We start from the raw sequence: 23,419 nt of genomic DNA on the forward strand, positions 1-23,419 counted from the left end.
CGAGCACGGGGAACGTGCCTTGCTCGCATCGGTGTTCCACGCCACACATCAAAAGAGGACCCCGATGAACGAGATCGTGAGCAAGCTCTCGCCCGGTGCGACCAAGCTGATCCGCATGGACCACACGCACGTACTGAGCAATTTCCACAGGTACGAGATGGATGCGCCGAGCGACAAGAAGCGCGCCATCGTCAACGTGATCTGCCTCGGGTTGGAGGTCCATGCGCAGATCGAGGAAGAAATCTTCTATCCCGCCCTGGAAGAGGTCTCCACCGACGACGAGGTGCTCGCCAAGTCCAAGCCCGAGCATGACGAGATGCGCCGTTTGATCGGCGAACTGCGGTCAATGGAGCCCGCCGACGAGGCCTACGACAGCAAGGTGCTGGAGCTGATGCGCGACGTGATGCACCACGTCGCCGACGAGGAGACGGTGCTGCTGCCGGCGGCGGAGCTGCTCCTGAAGGACCGCTTGTCGGAACTCGGCGCACAGATGACCAAGCGTCGGATGGAGCTCGCCGGCCCGCATGCCGCCGAGATCGCGCTGAACCAGGCGCGCGCGATGCCGGGCGCGACGATGCTGGTGGCGGCCGGCGGGCTGCTGGCGGGCGGCTACCTGTTGAAACAGGCGTTTTCGCACCGGCATCATTGAGCGCCGACCGGGCGGCAGCGTCATCCGGGCGCGGCGCGTTCGAGCGCGCCGCGCATGCGCCGCCAATGCGACCCGCGCCAGTAGACGCGGGTGCAGTCCGGGCAGCGCCAGAAGCACTCGAAGTTCGTGTAGGCCCGCAGCGGCACGTGCGGTTCGGCGGCGGGCCTTGTCAGCGACTGCAGTTCGGTGTTGCACAACAGGCAGCGTCCCGCCGGCTCGGCCGGCAAGCGCAATGCGAACCGTCGCATCACTTGCTCCAACTGCGCCACCGGGTCGAGCGGGCGCACATAGCAGCCGCGCTCGACATGGCGGTGCATCAGCAAGGCCCGGTCGCGGGTCAGCACGATCCGCTGTTCCTGCTGTGCCAACGCGGCGAGTTCTGTGTCCGGCCAGTCGTCGCGATGCAGGGTGTCCACACCCGCGAACCGCAGGTAACGCGCCAGGCGTGCCAGGTGAGCGTCGGCTATGAAGCGGGGCGCTGCAGCGCCTTCCGGGGGCGCGGGAACCGGCGGCGCGCCGTACACCTCGACCTCGTCGGGGTCCGACAGGCCGCGGAGCGTGAGCGGGGCGGCTCGCCCGTTGACGCGAATCTCGCCGGCTTCGGTATGCGGCACACCGAGGGCTTCGATCGCGTGCTTCAGTGTCTCGTGCTCGCCCATCGCCCAGGGCGTGCTGCGCCCGCCCCGCCGGCGAGGGGCGAGGAAGACGTCGAGTTCCGGGGCGAAACGGAAGCGGGGCAACGCGGCAGTCGGTCAGATGAAACGCGAGGACGACCAGCACACGCCGTGCCTCGGCGGACGCGCATGGCGCTTGCTGCAAACGCAGGGAAAGGAGAACACGACCATGGCACGGAAGTACGGTGTCGACATGCCCGACACGCTGGAGCGCTCCTCCGAGAAGGCCCAGCGCACCTATGCCGAGACGCTGCGCAGCGCCGAGCAGGAATACGGCAGCGGCCAGCTCGCCGGCCGAACCGCATACGCGTCGCTGAAACACAGTTTCGAGAAGGTGGGCGACCACTGGGAAGAAAAGGACCACAAGGGGCCTTCCGACCCGCAGGCGGCGCAATCCGGAAAGGCCGCGCGCGAGCACCCCAAGGCGACCGCCGGCGGTGTGGACGAGCGCGGGCTCACGCGGCGCGAGCTGTACGAGCAGGCGAAGCAGCTCGGTATCGGCGGCCGCTCCGGCATGAGCAAGGAAGCGTTGGCGCGAGCGGTCGCCAGGCGACAGCACTGAGCGGATCGACCCGCGAGGTGCGGTTGGCGGGGCGGAGGGTGAGCGCCTTCAGCGCCCCTGCCCGCCGGGGAAGACGCTGTCCCACCACTGGCGAGCGGTCTGCTTGATCATCTCCAGTGCGTCGGGATCACGGTGCCACAATGCCGACAGGTAGGCTCGGGCCTGTTCCATCTTGATGTGCGGCGGCATCGGCGGCACGTTGGGGTCGGTGACCATCTCGACGACGGTCGGCACCTCGGACGCGAGCGCGACGTCCCACGCACCTGCCACGTCTTGTGGTCGCGTCACGCGGATGCCGTTCAGCCCCAGCAGCTTGGCGTAGTCGGCGTAGGCGAAATCAGGCACGACCTGCGAGGCCTCGAACTTGGGGTCACCCGCCATTCCGCGCTGCTCCCAGGTGACCTGGTTCAGGTCGCCGTTGTTCAGCACCATCACCGTGAGGCGAGGGTTGGACCAGCGCCGCCAGTATGTCGCGATCGAGATCAAGCCGTTGAGACCGTTCATCTGCATCGCGCCATCGCCGAGCAGCGCAATCACATGCCGGCCCGGATGGGCGAACTTGGCAGCGATCGCATAGGGTACTGCCGGGCCCATCGTCGCCAGCCCACCCGACAGCGACGCCATCATCCCGCGTCGGATCTTCAGGTCGCGTGCAAACCAGTTGGCGGCCGACCCCGAGTCGCAGGTCAGGATGCAGCCGTCCGGCAGGCGCGGGGACAGCTCCCAGAACGGCAGCTGCGGGTTGATGCCCGTCGCCGGGCTCTTGGCACGGGCCTCCATCACCTGCCACCAGCGCGCCACGCCGTGCTCGATCTCCTGGCGCCAACTGCGGTCGGCCTTGGGCTCCAGGAGCGGCAGCAGTGCGCGCAGCGTCTCGCGGCTGTCGCCGATCAGTCCCACCTCCATCGGGTAGCGCAGGTTCAGCATGCGGCCATCGATGTCGATCTGCACCCCGCGCGCCTGGCCTTCCTCGGGCAGGAACTCGGAGTAGGGGAAGCCGGAGCCCACCATCAGCAGCGTGTCGCAGCCGGTCATCAGGTGCCAGCTCGGCTGAGTGCCGAGCAGGCCGATGGAGCCTGTCACGTACGGCAGGTCGTCGGGCACTGCGGCCTTGCCGAGCAAGGCTTTCGCGACACCGGCGCCGAGCCGCTCGGCGACCTCGACGACCTCGTCAGTCGCTTGCAGTGCGCCGGCGCCGACCAGCATCGCGACCTTCTTGCCGGCGTTCAGCACGTCCGCCGCTCGTTGCAGTTCGCCCTGTGACGGCACTCCGCCTGCGCCCGGTCGGTCGATGCCGCTGTGTACCGTGCCGTGCTTGCGCGGCGGCGTCTCGACCGCGTCCAGCTGCTGCAGGTCGTGTGGGACGACGATGCAGGTCACGGTGCGCCGGTCCCGCGCGATGCGCACGGCCCGGTCGACGAGGTGACGGATCTGCGCCGGCACCACTGCCATCTGCACGTATTCATGCGCCACGTCCTTGAACAGCGAGAGCAGATCGACTTCCTGCTGGTAGTCACCTCCCAGCGCGGCGCGTGCCTGCTGGCCGACGATGGCGAGGACCGGCTGGTGGTCGAGCTTGGCGTCGTAGAGCCCGTTGAGCAGATGGATCGCGCCGGGCCCCGAGGTCGCCAGGCACACGCCGACCTCGCCGGTGAACTTGCCGTGAGCCACGGCCATGAAGGCCGCCAGCTCTTCGTGGCGGGTCTGGATGAACTCGATCCCGAGCTGCTGCTTGCGCGCCCGGTCGAGCGCCCCCATCAATCCGCTGATCCCGTCGCCGGGATAACCGAAGATGCGTCGCACGCCCCAGGCATGCAGCCGCTTGAGCATGAAATCGCTGACGGTGTCGGTCATGGCGCGACGGCACACTTCAGTGCGCTGCAGGGGCTTGCTTGATGCTGCGCCGGTCCATGTTCAGCCTCACCTCGCTGGCGGCCCAGTCGATGTCGCTCACCGCGTCGGCCGGCACGGTCACCTGGCCGCCGGGCAGCCACTTGCGCGTGTCGACGACGATCTGCTGTACCGACCAGTCGACGTCGTCGATCACGAGGTCGTTGATGCGGCCGGCCGAGCCGTCGCGTGCTTCGGCGTGGTAGCCGATCAGTTCGCGGCTGCTGCGCAGGTGCGAGCGCCGCGCGGCTTCGAGGACCTGCTGCGTGACTTCGTCGTCGATGGCGGGCGGGTCGTTCGCCGCGGGCAGGGCGTCCGGCAGCGTACCGGCCGTCAGTGCCGGGTAGGCGCCTGGGCCCCAGGTGAACGGGCCAGCCCAGTAATAGGGGTAGCGGTAGTAGTCGGCGTAGGCCTTCTCGTACAGTCGCGAGACCGGCTCGTCGGCCTCGATCGGCGGGCTGTTCTCGACCTGGGCCCGGGTCAGGTCGACGAAAACCTGTTCGTCGGCGGAGACGTCGGTGCGCACCGCATACGGCGAGATCAACACGCGGCGGTGGTTCAACCAGCCGCCGGTGTCCACCACCAGGTAGCGCACCGTCAGGCGCTCGTCGTCGAAATAGACGTCGTCGATCGAGCCGACGTCGCCGTCGCGGGCCGTCACCGCGGCGCCGCGCCATTGGGTCACTTTGTGAAGCATCGTGGTCTCCAGGGTTTCTTGGAACGAAGAGCGTGCGCCTGCAGTGCGGCAAGTCCTGTTCCGGCCCCCGGGCAGGACGCTCGGGCACGTGCCGTGCTGCACTGCCCCCATGAAGCGCGACCAGGGCATGCAGGAGCACATGCAACAGATGCGACAGATGCACCAGCAGTTGCTGTGGGTGCACTTCACGGTGATGCTGCTGGGTGTCTGGTTGATCTGTTCTCCGTTCACGTTCGGCTCGCTGGAGCCGGCCAACTTCGGGCCCGGCGTCGAACGCGTCACGACGGATCGCATGCTCGCGCCGCCCGAACAGCGCGCGCAATGGCTGATGTGGAGCGACATCGCCAGCGGTGCGTTGCTGGTGCTGTTCGGCGGCCTGTCGCTGTTCTGGCGTTGGCGCGCAGCGCAATGGGGCACCTGCGGGGTGGGTGTCTGGCTGCTGTTCGCACCACTGGTGTTCTGGGTTCCGGACGCCGCCACCTACGCCAACGAGACGGTCGTCGGCGCGCTCGCGATCGCGCTTTCGGTGCTGATTCCGATGATGCCCGGGATGAGCATGGAGTCCATGATGGCTGGGGAAGACATTCCCCCCGGGTGGGACTATTCGCCGTCGTCCTGGTCTCAGCGCCTGCCGATCGTAGCCCTGGCGCTCGTCGGCTTCTTCGTCGCGCGCTACCTCAGCGCCTACCAGCTTGGCCACATCGGCTCGGTGTGGGACCCGTTCTTCGGCGACGGCACCGAGCGCATCATCACGTCCGACGTCTCGCGCGCATGGCCGGTCGCAGACGCCGGGCTCGGTGCGATCAGCTACATGCTCGAGGCCCTGTCGGGGTTGATGGGCGACCGCAGGCGCTGGCGCACGATGCCGTGGATGGTCGGGATGTTCGGCGTGCTGGTGATCCCGCTGGGCGGGGTCAGCATTTATTTCATCGTGATCCAGCCGATCGTCATCGGTACCTGGTGCACGCTGTGCCTCATCTCGGCCGCCGCCATGGTGATCATGCTGCCGTACTCGTTCGACGAGATCGCGGCGATGTTCCAGTTCATGCTGCGTGCGCGGCGCGAAGGGCAGTCGATGTGGCGGGTGTTCTGGCGCGGCGGCAACTGCCGCGGCGCGCGCGCTTCGGGCGAGCCGCCGCTGGCCCTGGACGCCGAGCACGCCCGGCAGGCCTGGCGCCAGTTCGGCGCCCTTCCCAAGGGCCTGGCCGCCTGCACCGTGCTCGGCGTGTGGCTGATGTGCACGCGGCTGATCTTCGGCAGCGAAGAAGCCATGGCCGACAGCGACCACCTGGTCGGGGCGATGGTGATCGTGGTGTCGGTGTCGGCGTTCTCGGAGGTGGTGCGGCCGCTGCGAGCGCTCAATACTCTGCTCGGTGCGTGGCTGGTCGCCGCGCCGTGGCTGCTGCCGGGCGCCAACAGCGTGGCCGCGGCCGGCAGCGTCGCGGCCGGGCTGCTGCTGATCTTCCTCAGCATTCCTCGTGGGCCGGTGCGCCATCACTATGCGGGGTGGGACCGCTACCTCGTCTGGTGAGCCGATGGACAGCTCGCGCCTCTCGGGTCGTTACCGTCCCATCGCCGACTACGCGCTGATCGGCGACGGTCATTGCACGGCGCTCGTGGCCCGCGACGGCTCGATCGACTGGTGTTGCATGCCGGCGATGGATGCCGACAGCTGCTTCGGACGGCTGCTCGACGCCCGGCTCGGGGGTCACTGCCAAATCAGCGTCGAAGGGCAGGACGTGCCGCCGCAACGCCGCTACGAGCCCGACACCATGGTGCTGACGACACGGTTCTCGGCGCCCGGGGGGCAGGCCGAGCTGCATGATTTCTTCCCAATGCTGGAGGCGTCGGGGCGCCGGGAGACGGGGCGGTTGGCACGCGTGGTCCGCTGCACGAGCGGCCAGGTGGACGTGCGCATCGAGATAGTGCCGCGTTTCGACTTCGGCGAGATCATCCCCGACATGCGCGAGCGCCGGCCCGGGCTCTATACCGCCTGCGGCAGCAACAAGGGGCTGCTGATCCAGTGCGACAGCAACCGGTTGAGGCTGACCGACGCGCGCGATGCACTGACAGGCTCGGTGCGGCTGCGCGAAGGCGAGAAGCTGCGGCTGTCGATACGTTTCGTGGCGCCCGAACAGCTGGAGCAGGCCGCCGACGTCGCTGGCGACGAGTGCGGACCGCTCGACGACGAACTGCGGCGAACGATGCAAAGCTGGCGGACCTGGGCCAGCAGCATGCTCGCGCCGTTTGCTCAGGACCCGCTCACGTCCCGGTCGGCCCTGGTGCTGAAGGCACTGACCTATGAACCGACCGGCGCGATGGTGGCCGCCGCCACCACCTCGCTGCCCGAATCCCCCGGCGGCGCGCGCAACTGGGACTACCGCTACAGCTGGGTGCGCGATTCGGTGCTTGCGGTGCGCGCGCTGCACGCGGTCGGCATCGAGCGCGAGGCCAACCGATTTCGCTCGTTCATCGAGCGCAGCGCCGCCGGCAGCGCGCAGCAGCTTCAGGTCATGTACGGCGTGGACGGCAAGCGGCGCCTGACCGAGGTGGTGCTCGACTGGCTGGAGGGCTACGAGGGCTCGCGCCCGGTGCGCATCGGCAACCGGGCGGCCCAGCAGATGCAGCTCGACGTGTACGGCACCTTGCTCGAGCTGGCCTGGATCTGGCACGACGAGAGCCGGCCGCTCGATCCCTGTTACTGGCGCTTCCTGGCCGACGCGGTCGACGCCGTATGCCTGCGCTGGCATGAACCCGATCATGGGATCTGGGAGTTCCGCGACCGATCGCGCCACTTCGTGCATTCGAAGGCGATGTGCTGGGTGGCGCTGGAACGCGGCTGCCAGTTGGCGCGCGAACATGGCTTCGACGCGCCGCTGGCGCACTGGCGCGACAACCGCGACGCCGTGCGCACCGAGATCGAGCAGCGCGGATACGACGCCCGTCGTGGAGTTTTCGTGCAGGCCTTCGACGAGCCGCACCTCGATGCAGCGGCGCTGCTGTTGCCGCCTTTCGGTTTCATCGCCTACGACGATCCCCGCATGCTGCGCACCGTGCAGGCGCTCATCGACGAGCTCGAACACGACGGTCTGCTGTTGCGCTACCGGTCGCCTGACGGCTTCGCCTCGCCCGAAGGGGTGTTCCTGCCGTGCACTTTCTGGCTGGTCCGCTGCCTCGCTCATCAGGGCAGGGTGGAGGACGCATGGCGCTACTACCGCCGCGCCACGTCCTGCGCCAACGACCTGGGCTTGTTCTCCGAGGAGTACGACGCGGTGCAGCACCGCATGCTCGGCAACTTTCCGCAGGTGCTGACGCACGTCTCGCAGATGACGGCCCTGCGGGCATTGGTGCGTGCCGCAGGTGACGCGCAAGGCGACGGCAAGCTGCGCAATGCCGGCGGCAAGCCGGCCGGCACGGCTACATCGAGCGCGCCAGCAGGACCGCCAGCACCACCAAGGCCAGGAGAAACAACGGCAGCATGACCCAGCGGTGCGTGTTGAGCCACCACTGCCAGCTGTTCGGCTTCGCCCGATCGTCGAAACGGCCGTGGGCGCCGTGATCGCCCGGCACCGGCGCGTACAGGTTGTCGCGACGCCCAGGCGGCAGCGGCCGGTCGGTGTGCTGCCCCGAGTAACCGGCTTGCGCCAGCTTGCGGTCGATGTAGCCGGGCAGGATCTTCTGCCCCAGCATCGCCTTCACCGCAGGAAATCCGACGGCCAGCTCGCGCCGCTGGTGCCGGCTGGCCCAGACGATGGCCTCGGCGGCCAGCTCGGGCTGGAAGATCGGCGGCACCGGCTGCGGCTGCTTGTCCAGCGTGGTGCGGCCCCAGTCGAACTGCGGCGTGTTGAAGGCCGACAGGTGCACCATGGTGAGCGTCACGTCGCTGCGGTCATGGATGAGTTCGGACCGCAGCGAATCGGTGAAACCGCGCAGCGCGGCCTTCGCGCCGCAATACGGAGCCTGCAACGGAATCGAGCGGTAGGCGAGCGCCGAGCCCACCTGCACGATCACGCCGCGATTGCGCGGCTTCATGTATCTCAGTGCGGCCAGCGTGCCCCAGACGGCGCCGAGATAGGTCACCTCGGTCGCCCGTCGGAAGTCCTCCGGCGAGATCTGGTCGCACGGCGCATAGATGGTCGCCATCGCGTTGTTGATCCATACGTCGATCGGCCCCCATTCGCGCTCGATGCGAGCCGCCGCCGCCTCGACCTGCGCTGCGTCGGCCACGTCCGTCGGTAGCACCAGGGCTTCGCCGCCGGCTTCCTCGACGTCGCGCCGCGCACCTTCGAGCCCGTCGAGCCCGCGGGCGAGCAGCCCGACACGGGCGCCGCGCTTCGCGAAAGCCAGGGCTGTCGCTCGACCGATGCCGGCCGACGCCCCTGTCACCACGACGATCGTTCGATGCTTCATCCTTGCAACTGCAGGCGGGCCACGACCGGACGTAGAGCAAACCGCGCGCCCGGCACCTTGCGCGGTCGGTCGCTGCGATCAAGCGGGCGCGGCGTCCCGCAGGGACGGTGGCAGCCGGCTCAAGCCGCCACGCGAACGCTTGCGATGACAAAACGATCGCGCGGCAGTGCCGGTAGACGTTTCATGTCGAGCAGCAGGTCCTGCAGCGGTACCTCGTAGTTGAGGCGCGTCGAGAAGAAGACGGCCGCCACCTTCATCAACTCGACCGCAATGCCTTCGCCCGGACAACGGTGGTGCTTGTGCGGCTCGGCGCCGCCCTGCGGGACGAATTCGAACGGCGTCGGGGTGCGCTCGCGGAAACGAGCGGGCTCGAACGCCAGCGGGTCGCGCCAGGCACGGGAGTCGTGGTTCGTGCCGTACAGGTCGAGCATCACGCGGCGGCCCGCAGGGAAGGGGTAGCCGCGCCATTCGAAATCCTCGCGCACGCGCGCCACGACGGCGGGAAAGAACGGGTAGTGGCGCCGAACCTCCTGCACGAAGCAGTCGGCATAGCCGGCTTCGCGTTGCTGCAGCGCCAGCCTGCATTCGGGGTGCAGGTGCAGGGCATGCGCGACGAAGACAATGAACACCGACACGGCCAGCGTCGGCCGCAGCACGTTGAGCAGCTCGACGGCCGCGACCCGAGGCGGCAGCCACTGCTCGTTCTCGTCCCGATGCAGCGCGACCGCTTCGAGCGGGCTGCCCGGCGGCGCCGACAACCGCCCGGCGCGCAGCGCCTCGACGAGCGCGACCGCCCATGCCTCGCTGCGCTTGCGCGCCGCGCGCGCCCGGAAGTGGCCCAGGCCCGGCGCGGCGGCCTGGTCGAACAATGCGACCAGATCCGTGGTGCGCAAGGAGACTTCCGAGGTCTCGAGCGGCACGCCCGCCCAGCCGCACACCGCCTGCGTCAGCGGCTCGTGCAACGCGTCGTACAGCACCACCTGCGGCTGCCGGCTCCATTGCCGCGCCGCTGTCTGCAGTTCGTCTTCGAAGCGACGTGCCAGCGCGTCGACCTGTGCGGCCGTCACCAGCGACATGAACATCGCCTTGCGGTGGCGGTGCGCATCACCGTCCAGGCCTTGCACGCCCCCTTGGCCGAACAGCGTGGCGCGCAGCGGCTCGGGCGCGGCGCCTGTGCGCTGGAAACGGCTGCGGTCGTAGAACAGGGCGGCGGCGTTCGGGCCGGTCATGCAGATCGTGCGACGCAACAGCAGGCGCGCCTCGAACAGGTCGGTGCCGAACTCGACACATCGGCGGCCGATGTAGCCATAAGGGTCGGCAAGCAGTGCAAGGCTGCTGTCGGGTCGGGAATCATGAGGAATTCGTGGCACCGGCGGCTCCCTGGCGGGCTGTCGGCCCGTGAAGTCCGCTTTGCAACCATCATGCCGTGCGCTTCAGTCCTGCTCTTCGGCCGTGATGTTCAGCCTGATGCGGACGGCTCCACGGACCGAGCCTATCGCCGAGATGCGCAGCGGCACGCCGACCGGCACGCTGCGGCGAAAGCTGACGTCGAGCGAGTCCTGGCCGCCGGCGTGCGTGGGCACTTCGCGAGACCACTGCTGGCGCCCGTCGACCAGCACGCGCAACCCGTGGAAGGCCTCGTCGCCGCCACGATGCGAGACGACAAAAGTACAGGAGACCTCGAACAGGCGGTCACCCGACGCGTCGGCCGGGATGTCGAGGTGGGCGACGTCGCCGTTGCCGGCGTCGGCCACCCAGTGCTCCAGGGGGCGGGGGATTCTTGTCGTGGACGGCATGGTCTGTCGATGACGCGCAAAGCCGGACATCCTAAGGTCAGGCCGCAATCCCCGTGCCGCGTGCCGGTACCGCGGGCACAAGGTTTGCCGCAGCCCTTGGCGTCTTGCGCGCTGCGCCGGGGTCGCCCAAGCGGCTCGCGGCGTCGTGCGTCCCACCGGAACCACAACGCAAGGAATGCCGATGGAGCAGCAAAGCGTGCAGGTCGGGCCACCGGGCCGCGAGGCCGGCCACCCGGCGGTGCTGACCGAACACGATGTCTATCTCTTCCGGGAGGGCACCCACACTCGTCTGCACGACAAGCTGGGCTGCCACCCGGAGCCCAGCGCGGGCGCCCGTTTCGCCGTCTGGGCCCCGAACGCCACGTCGGTTTCCGTCGTCGGCGAGTGGAACGGGTGGAACCCGCAGGCAGAGCCCCTGAGCCCGCGGCCGGACGGCAGCGGTGTCTGGGAAGGTCGCTCGTCCACGGCTCAGCGCGGTCACACCTACAAATACCGCATCCACGGCCGCGGCGGCTACGTGGTCGACAAGGCCGACCCGTTCGGCGTGTATGCCGAGGTGCCGCCGGCCACCGGCTCGCGCGTATGGAGCCTCGAATACGAATGGCACGACGAGGGCTGGATGCGTGAGCGGGCCCGGCACAACGCGCTGGACGCCCCGATCTCGATCTACGAGTTCCATGCCGGCTCGTGGCGGCGCGCCAACGGCCAATACCTCGGCTATCGAGAACTGGCCCATGCGCTCGCAAGCTACGTGAAGGAAATGGGGTTCACGCATGTGGAACTTCTGCCGGTCACCGAGCACCCGTTCTACGGCTCGTGGGGCTACCAGACCACTGGCTACTTCGCCCCCACCTCGCGCTACGGCACGCCGCAAGACTTCATGTATTTCGTCGATCACCTGCACCAGCAGGGCATCGGCGTGCTGCTCGACTGGGTGCCGTCGCACTTTCCGACCGACGAGCACGGGCTGCAGTACTTCGACGGCACGCACCTGTTCGAACATGCGGATCCGCGCCAGGGTTTCCACCCCGACTGGAACTCGAGCATCTTCAACTACGGCCGCCACGAAGTGCGCAGCTTCCTGCTGTCGTCGGCGCTCTACTGGCTGGAGCACTACCACCTCGACGGCCTGCGGGTCGACGCGGTGGCGTCGATGCTCTACCTCGACTACGGTCGCAAGCACGGCGAGTGGATTCCCAACGTGCACGGCGGCAAGGAGAACCTGGAGGCGATCGACCTGCTGCGCGAGCTGAACCGCGCGGTGTACCGCGAGCACCCCGATGTGATGACCGTGGCCGAGGAGTCCACCGCATGGCCGATGGTCTCGCGGCCGACCTACCTGGGTGGCCTGGGCTTCGGCATGAAGTGGAACATGGGCTGGATGCACGACACGCTGGCCTTCATGAAAGAAGACCCGATCCATCGCAAGTACCACCTCGGCCGGCTGACCTTCTCGCTGGTCTACGCCTTCAACGAAAACTTCGTGCTGGCGTTGTCGCACGACGAGGTCGTGCACGGCAAGGGCTCGCTGGTCGGCAAGATGCCCGGCGACAGCTGGCGCCAGTTCGCCAACCTGCGGGCGCTGTACGGCTACATGTGGGCCCACCCGGGCAAGAAGCTGCTGTTCATGGGCTGCGAATTCGGCCAGCGCCGCGAATGGGCGCACGAAGGCGAACTCGAATGGCATGTCAGTGCGATGCCCGAGAACGCCGGGTTGCAGCGTTTCGTGCAGCAGCTCAACCGGGTGTATCGCGAGCAGCCCGCACTGCACGAGGTCGATTTCTCGCACGAAGGTTTCGAGTGGATCGAGGGCAACGATGCCGAGTTCACGGTGCTGGCCTTCCTGCGCAAGGGCAAGGCCGCCGGTGCGCCGGCGCTGCTGGTGGTGTGCAACCTGACGCCCGAGCCGCAGCCCAACTATGTGCTAGGCGTGCCGGCCCTCGGGCATTGGCGCGAGATCCTGAACAGCGATGCGCGCGAGTTCGGCGGTGCGGGCTGGGGCAACCTGGGCGGCGTCGAGGCGGTGCCGCTGCCTTCGCACGGGCGGCCGCAGTCGGTGAGCCTGACCTTGCCTCCCTTGTCCACCATCGTCCTGAGGCACGAAGCCCATGCTTGAAACACGAGCCAGCAAGAACGACGGCCCCGCGCGGCCCGACGGCCGCAGCCGCGCGGTGATCGATGCAGTCAGACCGGTCGTCGACGGCGGCCGTTTCGCGGTGAAGCGGGTGGCCGGCGAGCCGATGCGTGTCGAGGCCCATTGCTTCACCGACGGACACGACATGCTGCGGGTGCTGCTGCACTGGCGTGCCGAGGCGGACACCGGGTGGCACGAGGTCGAAATGAAGCTCGACGTCAATGACGAGTGGCACGCCTGCTTCACGCCGCCGGCGCCGGGACGCTACTACTACACGGTGAGCGCGTGGGTCGACCCTCTTCATTCCTGGCACCACGAGCTGGAGCGCCGGGTCGAGCCGGAAGACATCCGAGTTGCCGCGCTGGTGGGGGCGGTGATGCTGGAAGACGCCGCCGCACGCGCCAAGGGTGCCGACCACACCAGCCTGAAGGACTGGGCGGCTCGCCTGCGACGCGGAGCCGGTGAGATCCGCCAGCCGTCGGACGCCGACGCGCTGAAGGCGCTCGCGCTCGACCCGCTGCTGGCCGAACTGGCCGACCGCTACCCCGACCGCTCGCTCGCCGTGACGCATGCGGTAGAGTTGCCGCTGGTCGCCGACCGCGAGCGTGCCCGCTTCAGCAGCTGGTACGAGCTCTTTCCACGCTCGGCGGCGCCCGAGCCGGGCCGCCACGGCACCTTCCGAGACGTCGAGGCGCGGCTGCCGTATGTGGCGGAGCTCGGCTTCGACGTGCTGTACTTTCCGCCCATCCATCCCGTCGGCCGCGTCAAGCGCAAGGGCAAGAACAACGCACTGACCGCCGAGACCGACGACGTCGGCAGCCCATGGGCGATCGGCGCGGCCGAGGGCGGCCACAAGGCCATACACCCGGCGCTCGGCACCCTTGAGGATTTCCGGCGGTTGGTTGCCAAGGCGCAGACGCTGGGCATCGAGATCGCGCTCGACATCGCGTTCCAGTGCGCGCCGGACCATCCCTATGTGAAGGAACACCCCCAGTGGTTCCGCTGGCGCCCCGACGGCACCGTGCAGTACGCCGAGAACCCGCCCAAGAAGTACCAGGACATCTACCCGTTCAACTTCGAGACCGAGGACTGGAAGGCGCTGTGGGTGGAGCTGAAGAGCGTGTTCGAATACTGGGTCGCGCAGGGGGTGAAGATCTTTCGGGTCGACAACCCGCACACCAAGTCGTTTGCGTTCTGGGAGTGGTGCATCGACGCGCTCAAGCGCGATCACCCGGAACTGATCTTCCTGTCCGAGGCGTTCACCCGGCCCAAGGTGATGCACCGGCTTGCGAAGCTGGGCTACAGCCAGTCCTACACCTACTTCACGTGGCGCAACAACCGGCAGGAGCTGACCGACTACTTCACCGAGTTGTCGCAGGGCCCGGGACGTGAGTACTTCCGGCCCAACGCCTGGCCCAACACGCCCGACATCCTGCACGAGACGTTGCAGTCGGGCATGCGATCGACCTTCATGGCGCGGCTGGTGCTGGCCGCGACGCTGAGCGCCAACTACGGGATTTACGGGCCGGCCTACGAGCTGATGGAAAGCGCGCCGCGCCACCCCGGCAGCGAGGAATACCTCAACTCCGAAAAGTACCAGTTACGGCACTGGGACCTCGAGCGCGGGGACAGCCTGAGGCACTTCGTCGCGCTGCTCAACCGCATCCGGCACGAGAACCGCGCGTTGCAGTCCGATGGAAGCCTGCGCTTCTTCCCGACCGACAACGACCAGCTGATCGCCTATGCGAAGCGCACGCCAGAAGCGGACAACGTGATCCTCGTGATCGTCAGCCTCGATCCCCACCACCCGCAGTCGGGCTGGCTCGACATCGAGCCGCGCGTGCTTGGCATCGAAACGGACAAGCCCTATCAGGTACACGACTTGCTCAGCAATCAACGCTTCGTGTGGCAAGGCACCCGCAACTTCATCCTCCTGGATCCCAACCACACGCCGGCACATGTTTTCCGGCTGCGGCGCCGGGTGCGCAGCGAGCAGGACTTCGACTACTTCCTGTGAGGCGCCATGAACGCACCGCGAACCCCGAACCTCGAGCAACCCGCCGCCGGCTTGATCCTTCCCGGCGACGATACCTCGCTCTGGTACAAGGACGCGGTCATCTACCAGCTGAACGTCAAGGCCTTCTTCGACTCCAACGACGACGGCATGGGCGACTTCCGCGGAGTCGCCTCCAAGCTGGACTACGTCAAGGACCTGGGGGTCAATACGCTGTGGCTGATGCCGTTCTACCCGTCGCCGCTGAAGGACGACGGCTACGACATCGCGCGCTACGAGGACATCCATCCGCAACACGGCACGCTCGACGACTTCAAGCTGATGCTCGAAGAAGCGCACAAGCGCGATTTGCGGGTGATCACCGAGCTGGTGATCAATCACACGTCGGACCAGCATCCGTGGTTCCAGCGCGCCCGCAGTGCGCCGCCGGGCTCGCCCGAGCGCGACTTCTACGTCTGGAGCGACACCGACCAGAAGTACCGCGGCACGCGCATCATCTTCACCGACACCGAAACCTCCAACTGGGCCTGGGACCCGGTCGCCAAGGCCTATTACTGGCATCGATTCTTCAGCCACCAGCCCGACCTGAACTTCGACAACCCGCTGGTGCTGGAGGCGGTGTTCAAGGTGATGCGGTTCTGGCTCGACATGGGGGTCGACGGCTTCCGGCTCGACGCCATCCCCTATCTGGTCGAGCGCGACGGTACCAACAACGAGAACCTGCCCGAGACGCACGTGGTGATCAAGCAGTTGCGTGCGGCGATCGACGCCAACTACTCCAACCGCTTCCTGCTGGCCGAGGCCAACCAGTGGCCGGAGGACGTGCGCGACTATTTCGGCGAGGGCGATGAGTGCCACGCGGCGTATCACTTCCCGCTGATGCCGCGCATCTACATGGCGATTGCCCAGGAAGACCGCTACCCGGTGGTCGAGATCATGCAGCAAACGCCCGAGATTCCGCCCACCTGCCAGTGGACGATCTTCCTGCGCAACCACGACGAGCTGACGCTCGAGATGGTGACCAGCAAGGAACGCGACTACATGTACAACATGTACGCCGCCGACCCGCGCGCGCGCATCAACCTCGGCATCCGCCGCCGCCTGGCGCCGCTGATGGACAACGACATGGACCGCATCAAGCTGATGAACAGCCTGCTGCTGTCGATGCCGGGCTCGCCCATCATTTATTACGGCGACGAGCTCGGCATGGGCGACAACGTCTTCATCGGCGATCGCAACGGCGTGCGCACACCGATGCAGTGGAGCCCCGACCGCAACGCCGGCTTCAGCCGGGCCGACCCTCAGCGCCTGTACCTGCCGCCGATCATGGACGCCGTCTACGGCTACGAGGCCGTCAACGTCGAGGCGCAGATGCGTGACCCGTCGTCGCTGCTGAACTGGATGCGGCGCATGCTCGCGGTGCGCCAGACCAGCCACGCCTTCGGGCGTGGCACCCTGAGCTTCCTGCGCCCGGGCAACCGCAAGATCCTCGCGTATCTGCGCGAGTACGGCGACGACACCATCCTGTGCGTTGCCAACCTGTCGCGCTCGGCGCAGCCGGTGGAACTGAACCTGGCGCGCTTCAAGTCGCGCGTGCCGGTCGAATTGCTCGGGCGCACCACCTTTCCGCCCATCGGCGACCTGCCGTATCTGCTGACGCTGCCCGCGCACGGCTTCTACTGGTTCCGCCTCGCCACCGACGCGCCGGTGCCGATCTGGCACGAAGAGGTGCTGCCCACCGAGGATCGGCCGGTGCTGGTGCTGTTCGATGGCTGGAACAGCCTGTTCCGCGATCATGTCGTGCCGTGGCGCATCGGCCTGGCGTTGAAGCTCCGCGAGCAATTCGAGACCGACACGCTGCCGCGTTTCATCGAGGCACAACGTTGGTACGGCTCCAAGGGGGGCGAGCCTGTGCAGCGCGCGCGGCTGGTCGACCACGCGGTGTGGGAAAACGGGCCGCACACCTGGATGCTGACCCTCGCCGAGCTCGATGGTCCGCAGGACCAGCCGCGCTACTTCGTGCCGCTGGCGATGGCCTGGGAAGACCAGGACGAGGAGCGGCTGCGCAGCATCTCTCTGAATGCCGCGGCGCGCGTGCGGCAGCAGGCCAACGTCGGCGTGATGGGCGATGCCTTCCAGGATGACGCTTTCGCGCGCGCGGTGATCGAGGCGATCGGCCAAGGCCGGGAGATCGCGACCGGGCGCGGCACCATTCGCTTCCGCCCGACCAGCGCCTTCGCCGACCTCGCAGGCGAGAACCCGCAGGGGCTGCCGGTCGGCAAGCCGCAGGGCCAGAGCAGCAACACGCTGGTCACGCTCGACGAGCGGCTGTTCTTCAAGGGCTATCGCCGTCTGCGTGCGGGAACCAACCCCGAGTACGAGATCGGCTGCTTCCTGACGGAGCAGGCGAAGTTCGAGCACTGCGTGCCGGTGGCCGGCGTGATCGAGTACGAAGGCCGCGACGACACCCGCGTGACGCTGGGCATCGTGCAAGCCTACGTGCCGAATCAGGGTGACGGCTGGAGCTATACGGTCGACTACCTCGAGCGCTATCTGGAATTGCGCCGCGCCAGCACCGAGGCCGTGCCGCCCGACGTGCACGGCGCCTACCTCGCTCTCGTCGAGACCCTGGCCCGGCGGACCGCCCAACTGCACATCGCGTTCGCGCAGGCTCGCGGCAGCGAGGCCTTCGAGCCGGAGCGGCTGACGCCGGCCGACCTGACGGCGTACCGCGCGCAGGTGTCCAGCGAGGCAAGGGCGACGCTCGGCATGATGGAGTCATCGTTGCCGACGCTGCCCGAGCCGGCACTCGGCCTCGCGCGGCACCTGCTGGAGCAGCGCGACGTGATCCTGCAACGCGTCGAGCAGTTCACGACGCCGCCGCAGTACGGCCTGAAGACGCGCTACCACGGCGACTACCACCTGGCGCAGGTGCTGCTCGCGCGCAACGACTTCGTGATCACCGATTTCGAAGGCGAGCCGGGCCGCAGCTTCGAGGCGCGACGCGAAAAGCACTCGCCGCTGAAGGACGTGGCCGGCATGCTGCGTTCGTTCAGCTATGCCCGCGCCGCAGCCCTGCGCAACGTTGCTCACAGCCCCGAGGAGCACGAGGCGCTGGCACCGCACGCGGCCGAGTGGGACGCCCAGGTGCGCCTGGCCTTTCTGCGCAGCTACGACGCGACCGCACGCGGTGCCGAGCTGTACGAGTCGCTCCAGCCCGGCGTAGCGCTGCTGGGCCTGTTCGAACTCGAGAAGGCGCTGTACGAGCTGCGCTACGAACTCAACAACCGCCCAGACTGGGTCGACATTCCGTTGCACGGCATCACCGCCCTGGTCTCCCGCGAGAGGTCTCCCGATGGAACGAGTTGACGTGCTGCTCGACCCCGCCCGCGCCTTCCTGTACCAGATCGCGGCCTTCCTGCCGCGGCTGGCGCTGGCCGCGCTGGTGCTGCTGGCCGGCTTCCTGATCGCCAAGGCCCTGCGTTTCGCGCTCGTCAAGGGGCTGCGGGCGATCAACTTCCACATCATCACGCAGCGTTCCGGCATGGACGGCTTCCTGCAGCGCGGCGGCACCGAGCTCGACACGGTCGAGCTGTTCGGGCGCCTGTTGTACTGGGTGGTCATCCTCGCCGCGCTGATCGTCGCGTTCAACAGCCTCGGAGCGGCCTACGTGACCGAGCTGCTCGGGCGCGTGATGCTGTTCGTGCCGCGCGTGATCGTGGGCCTGCTGATCCTGGCCTTCGGCACGTACTTCGCACGCTTCGTCGGCAATGCGGTGACCACCTACACGCACGGCATCGGCGTGCGCGATGCGGCCTCGCTCGGCAAGCTGGCCCAGTACGCGATCACGGTTTTCGTCGTGATGATCGCGCTCGACCAGCTCGACATCGGCGGCGTGATCGTGCGCCACGCCTTCCTGATCCTGCTCGGCGGCCTGGTGCTGGCGCTCGCGCTGGCCTTCGGCCTGGGCGGCAAGGACTGGGCCGCCGCGCGGCTCGAGCAGTGGTGGCCTTCACCTCCGAAAACCGGGCGCAAGGACGAGCTGCCGTAGGCCCCGTCCGTCACGGCTTGCTTCCCCGTTTACTCCCCGTATTTGCATTCATCGACATCGGCGTGCATCGTTGCGCGCAGGAAAAGCTGACGTATGCGCACCATGAAGTCCTCGGACAACGACATCCCGATCACCGCCGTCTGGCCCGGCAAGCCCTATCCACGCGGAGCCACGTGGGACGGGCAGGGCGTGAACTTCGCGCTGTTCTCGGAGAACGCCGAAAAGGTCGAGCTGGCGATCTTCGACGACACCGGCCGGCGCGAGCGCCAGCGGGTCACGATGCGCGAGCGCACCGATCATGTCTGGCACTGCTACCTCCCCGAAGCGCGTCCCGGCGTCGCCTACGGCTACTACGTGCACGGGCCCTACAAGCCGGAGGAGGGCCACCGTTTCAACCCGCACAAGCTGCTGGTCGACCCTTACGCCAAGGACTTCGTCGGCGAGCTGCGCTGGAACGACGCGCTGTACGGCTACACCGTCGGCCACAAGAAGGAAGACCTGTCGTTCGACCGCCGCGACAGTGCACCGTACACACCCAAGTGCCGGGTGCTGGAGGCGGCCTTCACCTGGGGTGAAGACCGCCGCCCCGAGATCCCGTGGCACGACATGGTGATCTACGAGCTGCATGTGCGGGGCTTCTCGATGCTGAATCCCCAAGTGCCCGAGCCGCTGCGCGGCACCTATGCCGGCCTCGGCTCGGCGCCGTCGATCAACTACCTGAAGCGCTTGGGCGTCACGACGGTGGAGCTGCTGCCGGTGCATTCCTTCCTGAACGACCGCTACCTGGCAGAAAAGGGCCTGCAGAACTACTGGGGCTACAACACACTGGGCTTTTTCGCGCCCGAGATGCGCTATTCGCACTCGCGCAAGGTCAAGGAGTTCAAGACGATGATCCGGAGCCTGCATTCGGCAGGCATCGAGGTGATCCTCGACGTCGTCTACAACCACACCTGCGAAGGCAACCAGTTCGGGCCGACGCTGTCGCTGCGCGGCATCGACAACGCCGCTTACTACATGCTGTCGGAGCAGAACCGGCGCTACTACGCCGACTTCACCGGCTGCGGCAACACCCTGAACCTGATGCATCCGCGCGTGCTGCAGATGGTGATGGACTCGCTGCGCTACTGGGTTGAGGAGATGCACGTCGACGGCTTCCGCTTCGACCTGGCGTCGGCACTGGCGCGCGAGCGGGGCAGGGTGGAGCACTTGGGCGGCTTTTTCGACGTGATCCGCCAGGACCCGACGCTCAACCAGGTCAAGCTGATCGCCGAACCGTGGGACCTGGGTCACGGCGGCTACCAGGTGGGCAACTTTCCGCTCGGCTGGGCCGAATGGAACGACCGCTACCGCGACGGCATGCGGGCTTACTGGAAGGGCGACGGCGGCCTGATCGGCGAGTTCGCGACGCGGCTGACCGGCTCGTCGGACCTGTACGGCCGTTCGGGCAAGCGGCCGCATGCCAGCGTCAACTTCATCACCGCGCATGACGGTTTCACACTGCACGACCTCGTGTCCTACAACGACAAGCACAACGAAGCCAACGGCGAGGACAACCGCGACGGCAACAACCACAACCTGTCGTGGAACTGCGGCGTCGAAGGACCGACCGACGACGCCGCCGTCAACGAGTTGCGCGAGCGCCAGAAGCGCAACATGCTCGCGACGCTGCTGCTGTCGCAGGGGGTGCCTATGCTGCTGGCCGGCGACGAGCTGGGCCACACGCAACATGGCAACAACAACGCCTACTGCCAGGACAACGAGATCAGCTGGCTCGACTGGTCGCCCGCGCCCGAGCGGCACGCGCTGCACCAGTTCGTACAAAAGCTGATCGCCTTGCGCTGCAGCCACCCGACCTTCCGACGCCGAGATTTCTTCGAGGGCAGGTCACTGCTCGGCAGCCGCCTGAAGGACGTGCTGTGGCTCAAGCCCGACGGCAGCGAGATGGGGGCCGCGGAATGGGAGCACGAGCACGCCCGCTGCCTGGGCGTCTACCTCGCCGGTGCAGGCTTGGACGACGTCTCGCGCCACGGCGAGCCCTTGCAGGACGACGACTTCCTGATCCTGTTCAACGCACACGAGAACGAAATCGCGTTTCACATGCCGCCGATCGAAGGCGAGGCCTGGACGGTGCAGATCGATACCGTGCATCCCCGCGGCGAAGCGCCGCCGACGCCCCACGGGCGCGGCGAACCGTATGCGCTGCAGGGGCGTTCGCTGGTGGTGCTGAGCCGCCCGATGCACGCCCCCGCACTGCCACCACCATCGCCCGAATAAGGGGGAGTTTCCGGCGCCTGCAACACGGGTGTCGCGCGTGACATCCGGCCGTTGAATGCGTCACGTCGCGCCCGGCACACTCCAAATGGGTGGTGTCAGAGTGAAAAGCGCTCCGTACACTGGTCCGCAGTCCATGAGCCGCGGTGTCGCTTGCCGCACCGCACCTTTCTCCAGGGAAGACCATGAACCCGCTGACCGAAACCGCCCGCGCCTCGCACGCCTCCTCGATGCCGACGTTCGGCGCCGACGCGGATGCGGCACTCGCCACCGTGCACCGTCCGGCCGGCTTCGCCGGTTCGCCCGATCTGATCGACCGCTGCGCCGCCGAGTCGCTGCGCCTGCTGGAAGCCAACCTCACGCCGCAAGGCATACTGGCGGCCAGCCGCACCGAAGCGGCCGAGGCGCGCAGCTACACGCGCATCTTCGGCCGTGACGCGGCGATCTGCGTGCTCTCCATGGCGGGCAGCGGCGTCGAGCCGCTGGAGCGCGGCGCCATCGCCAGCGTCGAATCGCTGGCCCAGGCGCAGGCGCCCAACGGGCAGATCCCGAAGTACGTCGACCCCGAAGGCCAGGACGCCGACTTCTGGTACCTGGGCTGCATAGACGCCACGCTGTGGTGGCTGATCGCCGTTGATCACGTGCGCCGCTGCAGCTCGCTGCCCGAGGCGCAGGGCCGCTGGGAGCCGCAGGTCAAGCGCGCCATCGATTGGCTGCTGGCGCAGGAGCACCAGCGCTTTTTCCTGCTGCAGCAAAACGAGGCCAGCGACTGGGCCGACATCATGCCGCGCTCGGGCTTCGTGCTGTACACCAATGCGCTGTGGTATCGCGTCAAGCGCCTGTACAACCTGCCGAAGCAGGAAGAGACGCACGAGCACTTCAACCACCTGTTCCACCCGTTCAAGCGCGACCTGCCGGAATATCGCCGCAGCCGGCTGCTCGGCCACTACGCCCGCCGCGGCCAGCGCAATCCCGACCTTTACCTCAGCTTCGTCAACCTGTCGTTTGCCGGCAATGAAGGCGACGTGTTCGGCAACGTGCTGGCCATCCTGTACGGGCTGGCGGGCGACTCGATGGCCGAAGGCATCGTCAAGGCGCTGGGCAGCGCCCGCGTGGCCGACCCGTACCCGGTGCGGGTGGTCGTCGACCCGCTGTCCACCCGCGACCAGCTGTGGCGCGCCTACATGGGCCGCCACAAGCAGAACCACCCGTACCAGTACCACAACGGCGGCATCTGGCCCTTCGTCGGCGGCTTCTGGACCATGGCGCTGGCACAGCTCGGCAAGCGCGAAGAGGCGAAGCGCGAACTCGACAAGCTGGCCCACACGCTGAGCCTCGACGACTGGCGCTTCACCGAATGGTTCCACGGCAAGACGCTGGAACCCAACGGCATGCCCGGGCAGAGCTGGAACGCCGCGGGCTTCCTGATCGCGCGGCAGGCGCTCGAGACCGGCCGTTTCGCGATGTAGGGCGGCCGCTTTCAGTAACTATCTCTTGCAACTCTCCCCCTGAAGCAGGGGTGCGCGGCGGGCGCCCGGGCCGGCCGCTCATGCCAAACTCCTGCCGCCCGGCAGGACTCATTCCCGCACAAGAAGTTCTCGCCGGGTCACCAGACCCTTCAGGAGAGGCTTCCCTCATGATTCAACGCCCCTTCGAGGCGTTGCCGTCGTTCGACGGCATTGCGCAGGCTGTCGGCATTTCTTTCACCGCCGAGACCCGCCTGTACGAACTGACCGGCAGCGCGGCCGTCAGTGGCCTGTTGGTCGAATCCTTCAGCGCCCGGGAAGCGCTGAACGAGCTGTTCGAATACCGGATTTCGGTGCTGTCGAGTTCCGCCCACGTGGAGCTGCAAGTCCTGCTCGGCCAACAGGCCAGCCTGGCGATCAGCCTGGCCGACGGCGGCCGCACCACCCGCAGCGGCGTCATCGTGCAAGCTGCCGCGCTGCAAAGCGACGGCGGGCTGGCCCGCTACGAACTCGTCGTGCGCCCGTGGCTGGCCGCGCTGCAACTCACCAGCCGCAGCCAGAGCTTCATCGACAAAAGCCTCATCGAGATCGTCGAAGCCGTGTTCCAGCCCTATGCCGGCCTGGCGGCCTGGCGCTGGAGCGAGGAAGTGGCCGGCTTTCTGGCGCCCGTCAGCCCGCGCCACTACTGCAACCAGTTTCGCGAGACCGACTACGCCTTCGTCAGCCGCGTGCTCGCCGAACAAGGCATCGGCTGGCGCTGCGAAGAAGACGAAGCCGCCCCGCGCGGCCACCGCATCGTCTTCTT

General features: G+C 67.6%; 17 protein-coding genes. 11 read left to right on the forward strand and 6 right to left on the reverse strand.

Going from position 1 to position 23,419, the window contains the following annotated elements; all coding sequences use genetic code 11:
* The first annotated feature begins 64 nt into the window (after positions 1 to 64).
* Positions 65 to 649 carry a hemerythrin domain-containing protein gene (locus M8A51_RS17085; RefSeq protein ID WP_251779722.1) on the forward strand — a complete coding sequence of 195 codons (585 nt, stop codon included), beginning with the start codon at positions 65 to 67 and terminating at the stop codon, positions 647 to 649.
* Positions 650 to 669: 20 nt separating this feature from the next.
* Here M8A51_RS17085 and M8A51_RS17090 read toward each other — a convergent pair whose 3' ends face one another.
* Entirely contained in the window at positions 670 to 1,389 is a 720-nt protein-coding gene (locus tag M8A51_RS17090; protein WP_251779723.1) for a Mut7-C RNAse domain-containing protein, read from the reverse strand.
* Positions 1,390 to 1,492: 103 nt separating this feature from the next.
* On the opposite strand from M8A51_RS17090, the gene M8A51_RS17095 reads away from it, so the two are divergent.
* Entirely contained in the window at positions 1,493 to 1,885 is a 393-nt protein-coding gene (locus tag M8A51_RS17095; RefSeq protein ID WP_251779724.1) for a ChaB family protein, read from the forward strand.
* Positions 1,886 to 1,933: 48 nt separating this feature from the next.
* On the opposite strand, the gene M8A51_RS17100 is transcribed toward M8A51_RS17095, so the two are convergent.
* Together M8A51_RS17100 and M8A51_RS17105 are read right to left on the reverse strand one after the other, a co-directional pair.
* Complete coding sequence (locus tag M8A51_RS17100) at positions 1,934 to 3,739, reverse strand: thiamine pyrophosphate-requiring protein (RefSeq protein WP_251779725.1); 1,806 nt, start codon at positions 3,737 to 3,739, stop codon at positions 1,934 to 1,936.
* Positions 3,740 to 3,755: 16 nt separating this feature from the next.
* On the reverse strand, positions 3,756 to 4,472 hold the full coding sequence (locus M8A51_RS17105) for a PRC-barrel domain-containing protein (RefSeq protein ID WP_251779726.1): 717 nt from the start codon (positions 4,470 to 4,472) through the stop codon (positions 3,756 to 3,758).
* Between the two features lie 109 nt (positions 4,473 to 4,581).
* Between M8A51_RS17105 and M8A51_RS17110 the strand changes: the two genes are divergently transcribed.
* Together M8A51_RS17110 and M8A51_RS17115 are read left to right on the forward strand one after the other, a co-directional pair.
* A complete protein-coding gene (locus M8A51_RS17110) occupies positions 4,582 to 6,003 on the forward strand; it encodes a vitamin K epoxide reductase family protein (RefSeq protein ID WP_251779727.1) in 1,422 nt (473 codons plus the stop codon).
* Positions 6,004 to 6,007: 4 nt separating this feature from the next.
* Positions 6,008 to 7,954: a glycoside hydrolase family 15 protein gene (locus M8A51_RS17115; protein ID WP_251779728.1), complete on the forward strand. Its 1,947-nt coding sequence runs from the start codon at positions 6,008 to 6,010 to the stop codon at positions 7,952 to 7,954.
* Here M8A51_RS17115 and M8A51_RS17120 read toward each other — a convergent pair.
* From M8A51_RS17120 to M8A51_RS17130, 3 genes are all read right to left on the reverse strand, one after another.
* Positions 7,890 to 8,882, reverse strand: coding sequence for an SDR family oxidoreductase (locus tag M8A51_RS17120; protein WP_251779729.1), 993 nt, complete (start codon positions 8,880 to 8,882; stop codon positions 7,890 to 7,892). The genes M8A51_RS17115 and M8A51_RS17120 overlap by 65 nt on opposite strands.
* A 119-nt stretch (positions 8,883 to 9,001) precedes the next feature.
* Positions 9,002 to 10,252 carry a cytochrome P450 gene (locus M8A51_RS17125; RefSeq protein ID WP_251779730.1) on the reverse strand — a complete coding sequence of 417 codons (1,251 nt, stop codon included), beginning with the start codon at positions 10,250 to 10,252 and terminating at the stop codon, positions 9,002 to 9,004.
* Positions 10,253 to 10,315: 63 nt separating this feature from the next.
* Positions 10,316 to 10,678, reverse strand: coding sequence for a hypothetical protein (locus M8A51_RS17130; protein ID WP_251779731.1), 363 nt, complete (start codon positions 10,676 to 10,678; stop codon positions 10,316 to 10,318).
* 181 nt (positions 10,679 to 10,859) lie between these two features.
* Here M8A51_RS17130 and glgB point away from each other — a divergent pair, with 181 nt between their 5' ends.
* The 7 genes from glgB to M8A51_RS17165 form a co-directional block, all read left to right on the forward strand.
* Positions 10,860 to 12,794 (forward strand): 1,4-alpha-glucan branching protein GlgB, encoded by a 1,935-nt coding sequence (gene glgB, locus M8A51_RS17135; RefSeq protein ID WP_251779732.1) that lies wholly within the window; start codon positions 10,860 to 10,862, stop codon positions 12,792 to 12,794.
* Positions 12,787 to 14,829 carry an alpha-1,4-glucan--maltose-1-phosphate maltosyltransferase gene (locus M8A51_RS17140; protein WP_251779733.1) on the forward strand — a complete coding sequence of 681 codons (2,043 nt, stop codon included), beginning with the start codon at positions 12,787 to 12,789 and terminating at the stop codon, positions 14,827 to 14,829. Before glgB ends, M8A51_RS17140 begins: the two co-directional genes overlap by 8 nt.
* 6 nt (positions 14,830 to 14,835) lie before the next feature.
* Complete coding sequence (treS, locus tag M8A51_RS17145) at positions 14,836 to 18,195, forward strand: maltose alpha-D-glucosyltransferase (protein WP_251779734.1); 3,360 nt, start codon at positions 14,836 to 14,838, stop codon at positions 18,193 to 18,195.
* The gene (locus M8A51_RS17150) at positions 18,182 to 18,877 is read left to right on the forward strand and encodes a mechanosensitive ion channel family protein (RefSeq protein WP_251779735.1); all 696 of its coding nucleotides are present in this window, start codon (positions 18,182 to 18,184) and stop codon (positions 18,875 to 18,877) included. Before treS ends, M8A51_RS17150 begins: the two co-directional genes overlap by 14 nt.
* Positions 18,878 to 18,979: 102 nt before the next feature.
* Entirely contained in the window at positions 18,980 to 21,151 is a 2,172-nt protein-coding gene (gene glgX / locus M8A51_RS17155) for a glycogen debranching protein GlgX (protein ID WP_251779736.1), read from the forward strand.
* Positions 21,152 to 21,333: 182 nt separating this feature from the next.
* Positions 21,334 to 22,617: an amylo-alpha-1,6-glucosidase gene (locus M8A51_RS17160; protein WP_251779737.1), complete on the forward strand. Its 1,284-nt coding sequence runs from the start codon at positions 21,334 to 21,336 to the stop codon at positions 22,615 to 22,617.
* A 167-nt stretch (positions 22,618 to 22,784) separates the two neighbouring features.
* The coding region (locus tag M8A51_RS17165) for a phage late control D family protein (RefSeq protein WP_251779738.1) at positions 22,785 to 23,419 on the forward strand (635 nt) is incomplete at its 3' end.

This window comes from Caldimonas mangrovi (assembly GCF_023721835.1).
Classification (GTDB): domain Bacteria; phylum Pseudomonadota; class Gammaproteobacteria; order Burkholderiales; family Burkholderiaceae_C; genus Caldimonas; species Caldimonas mangrovi.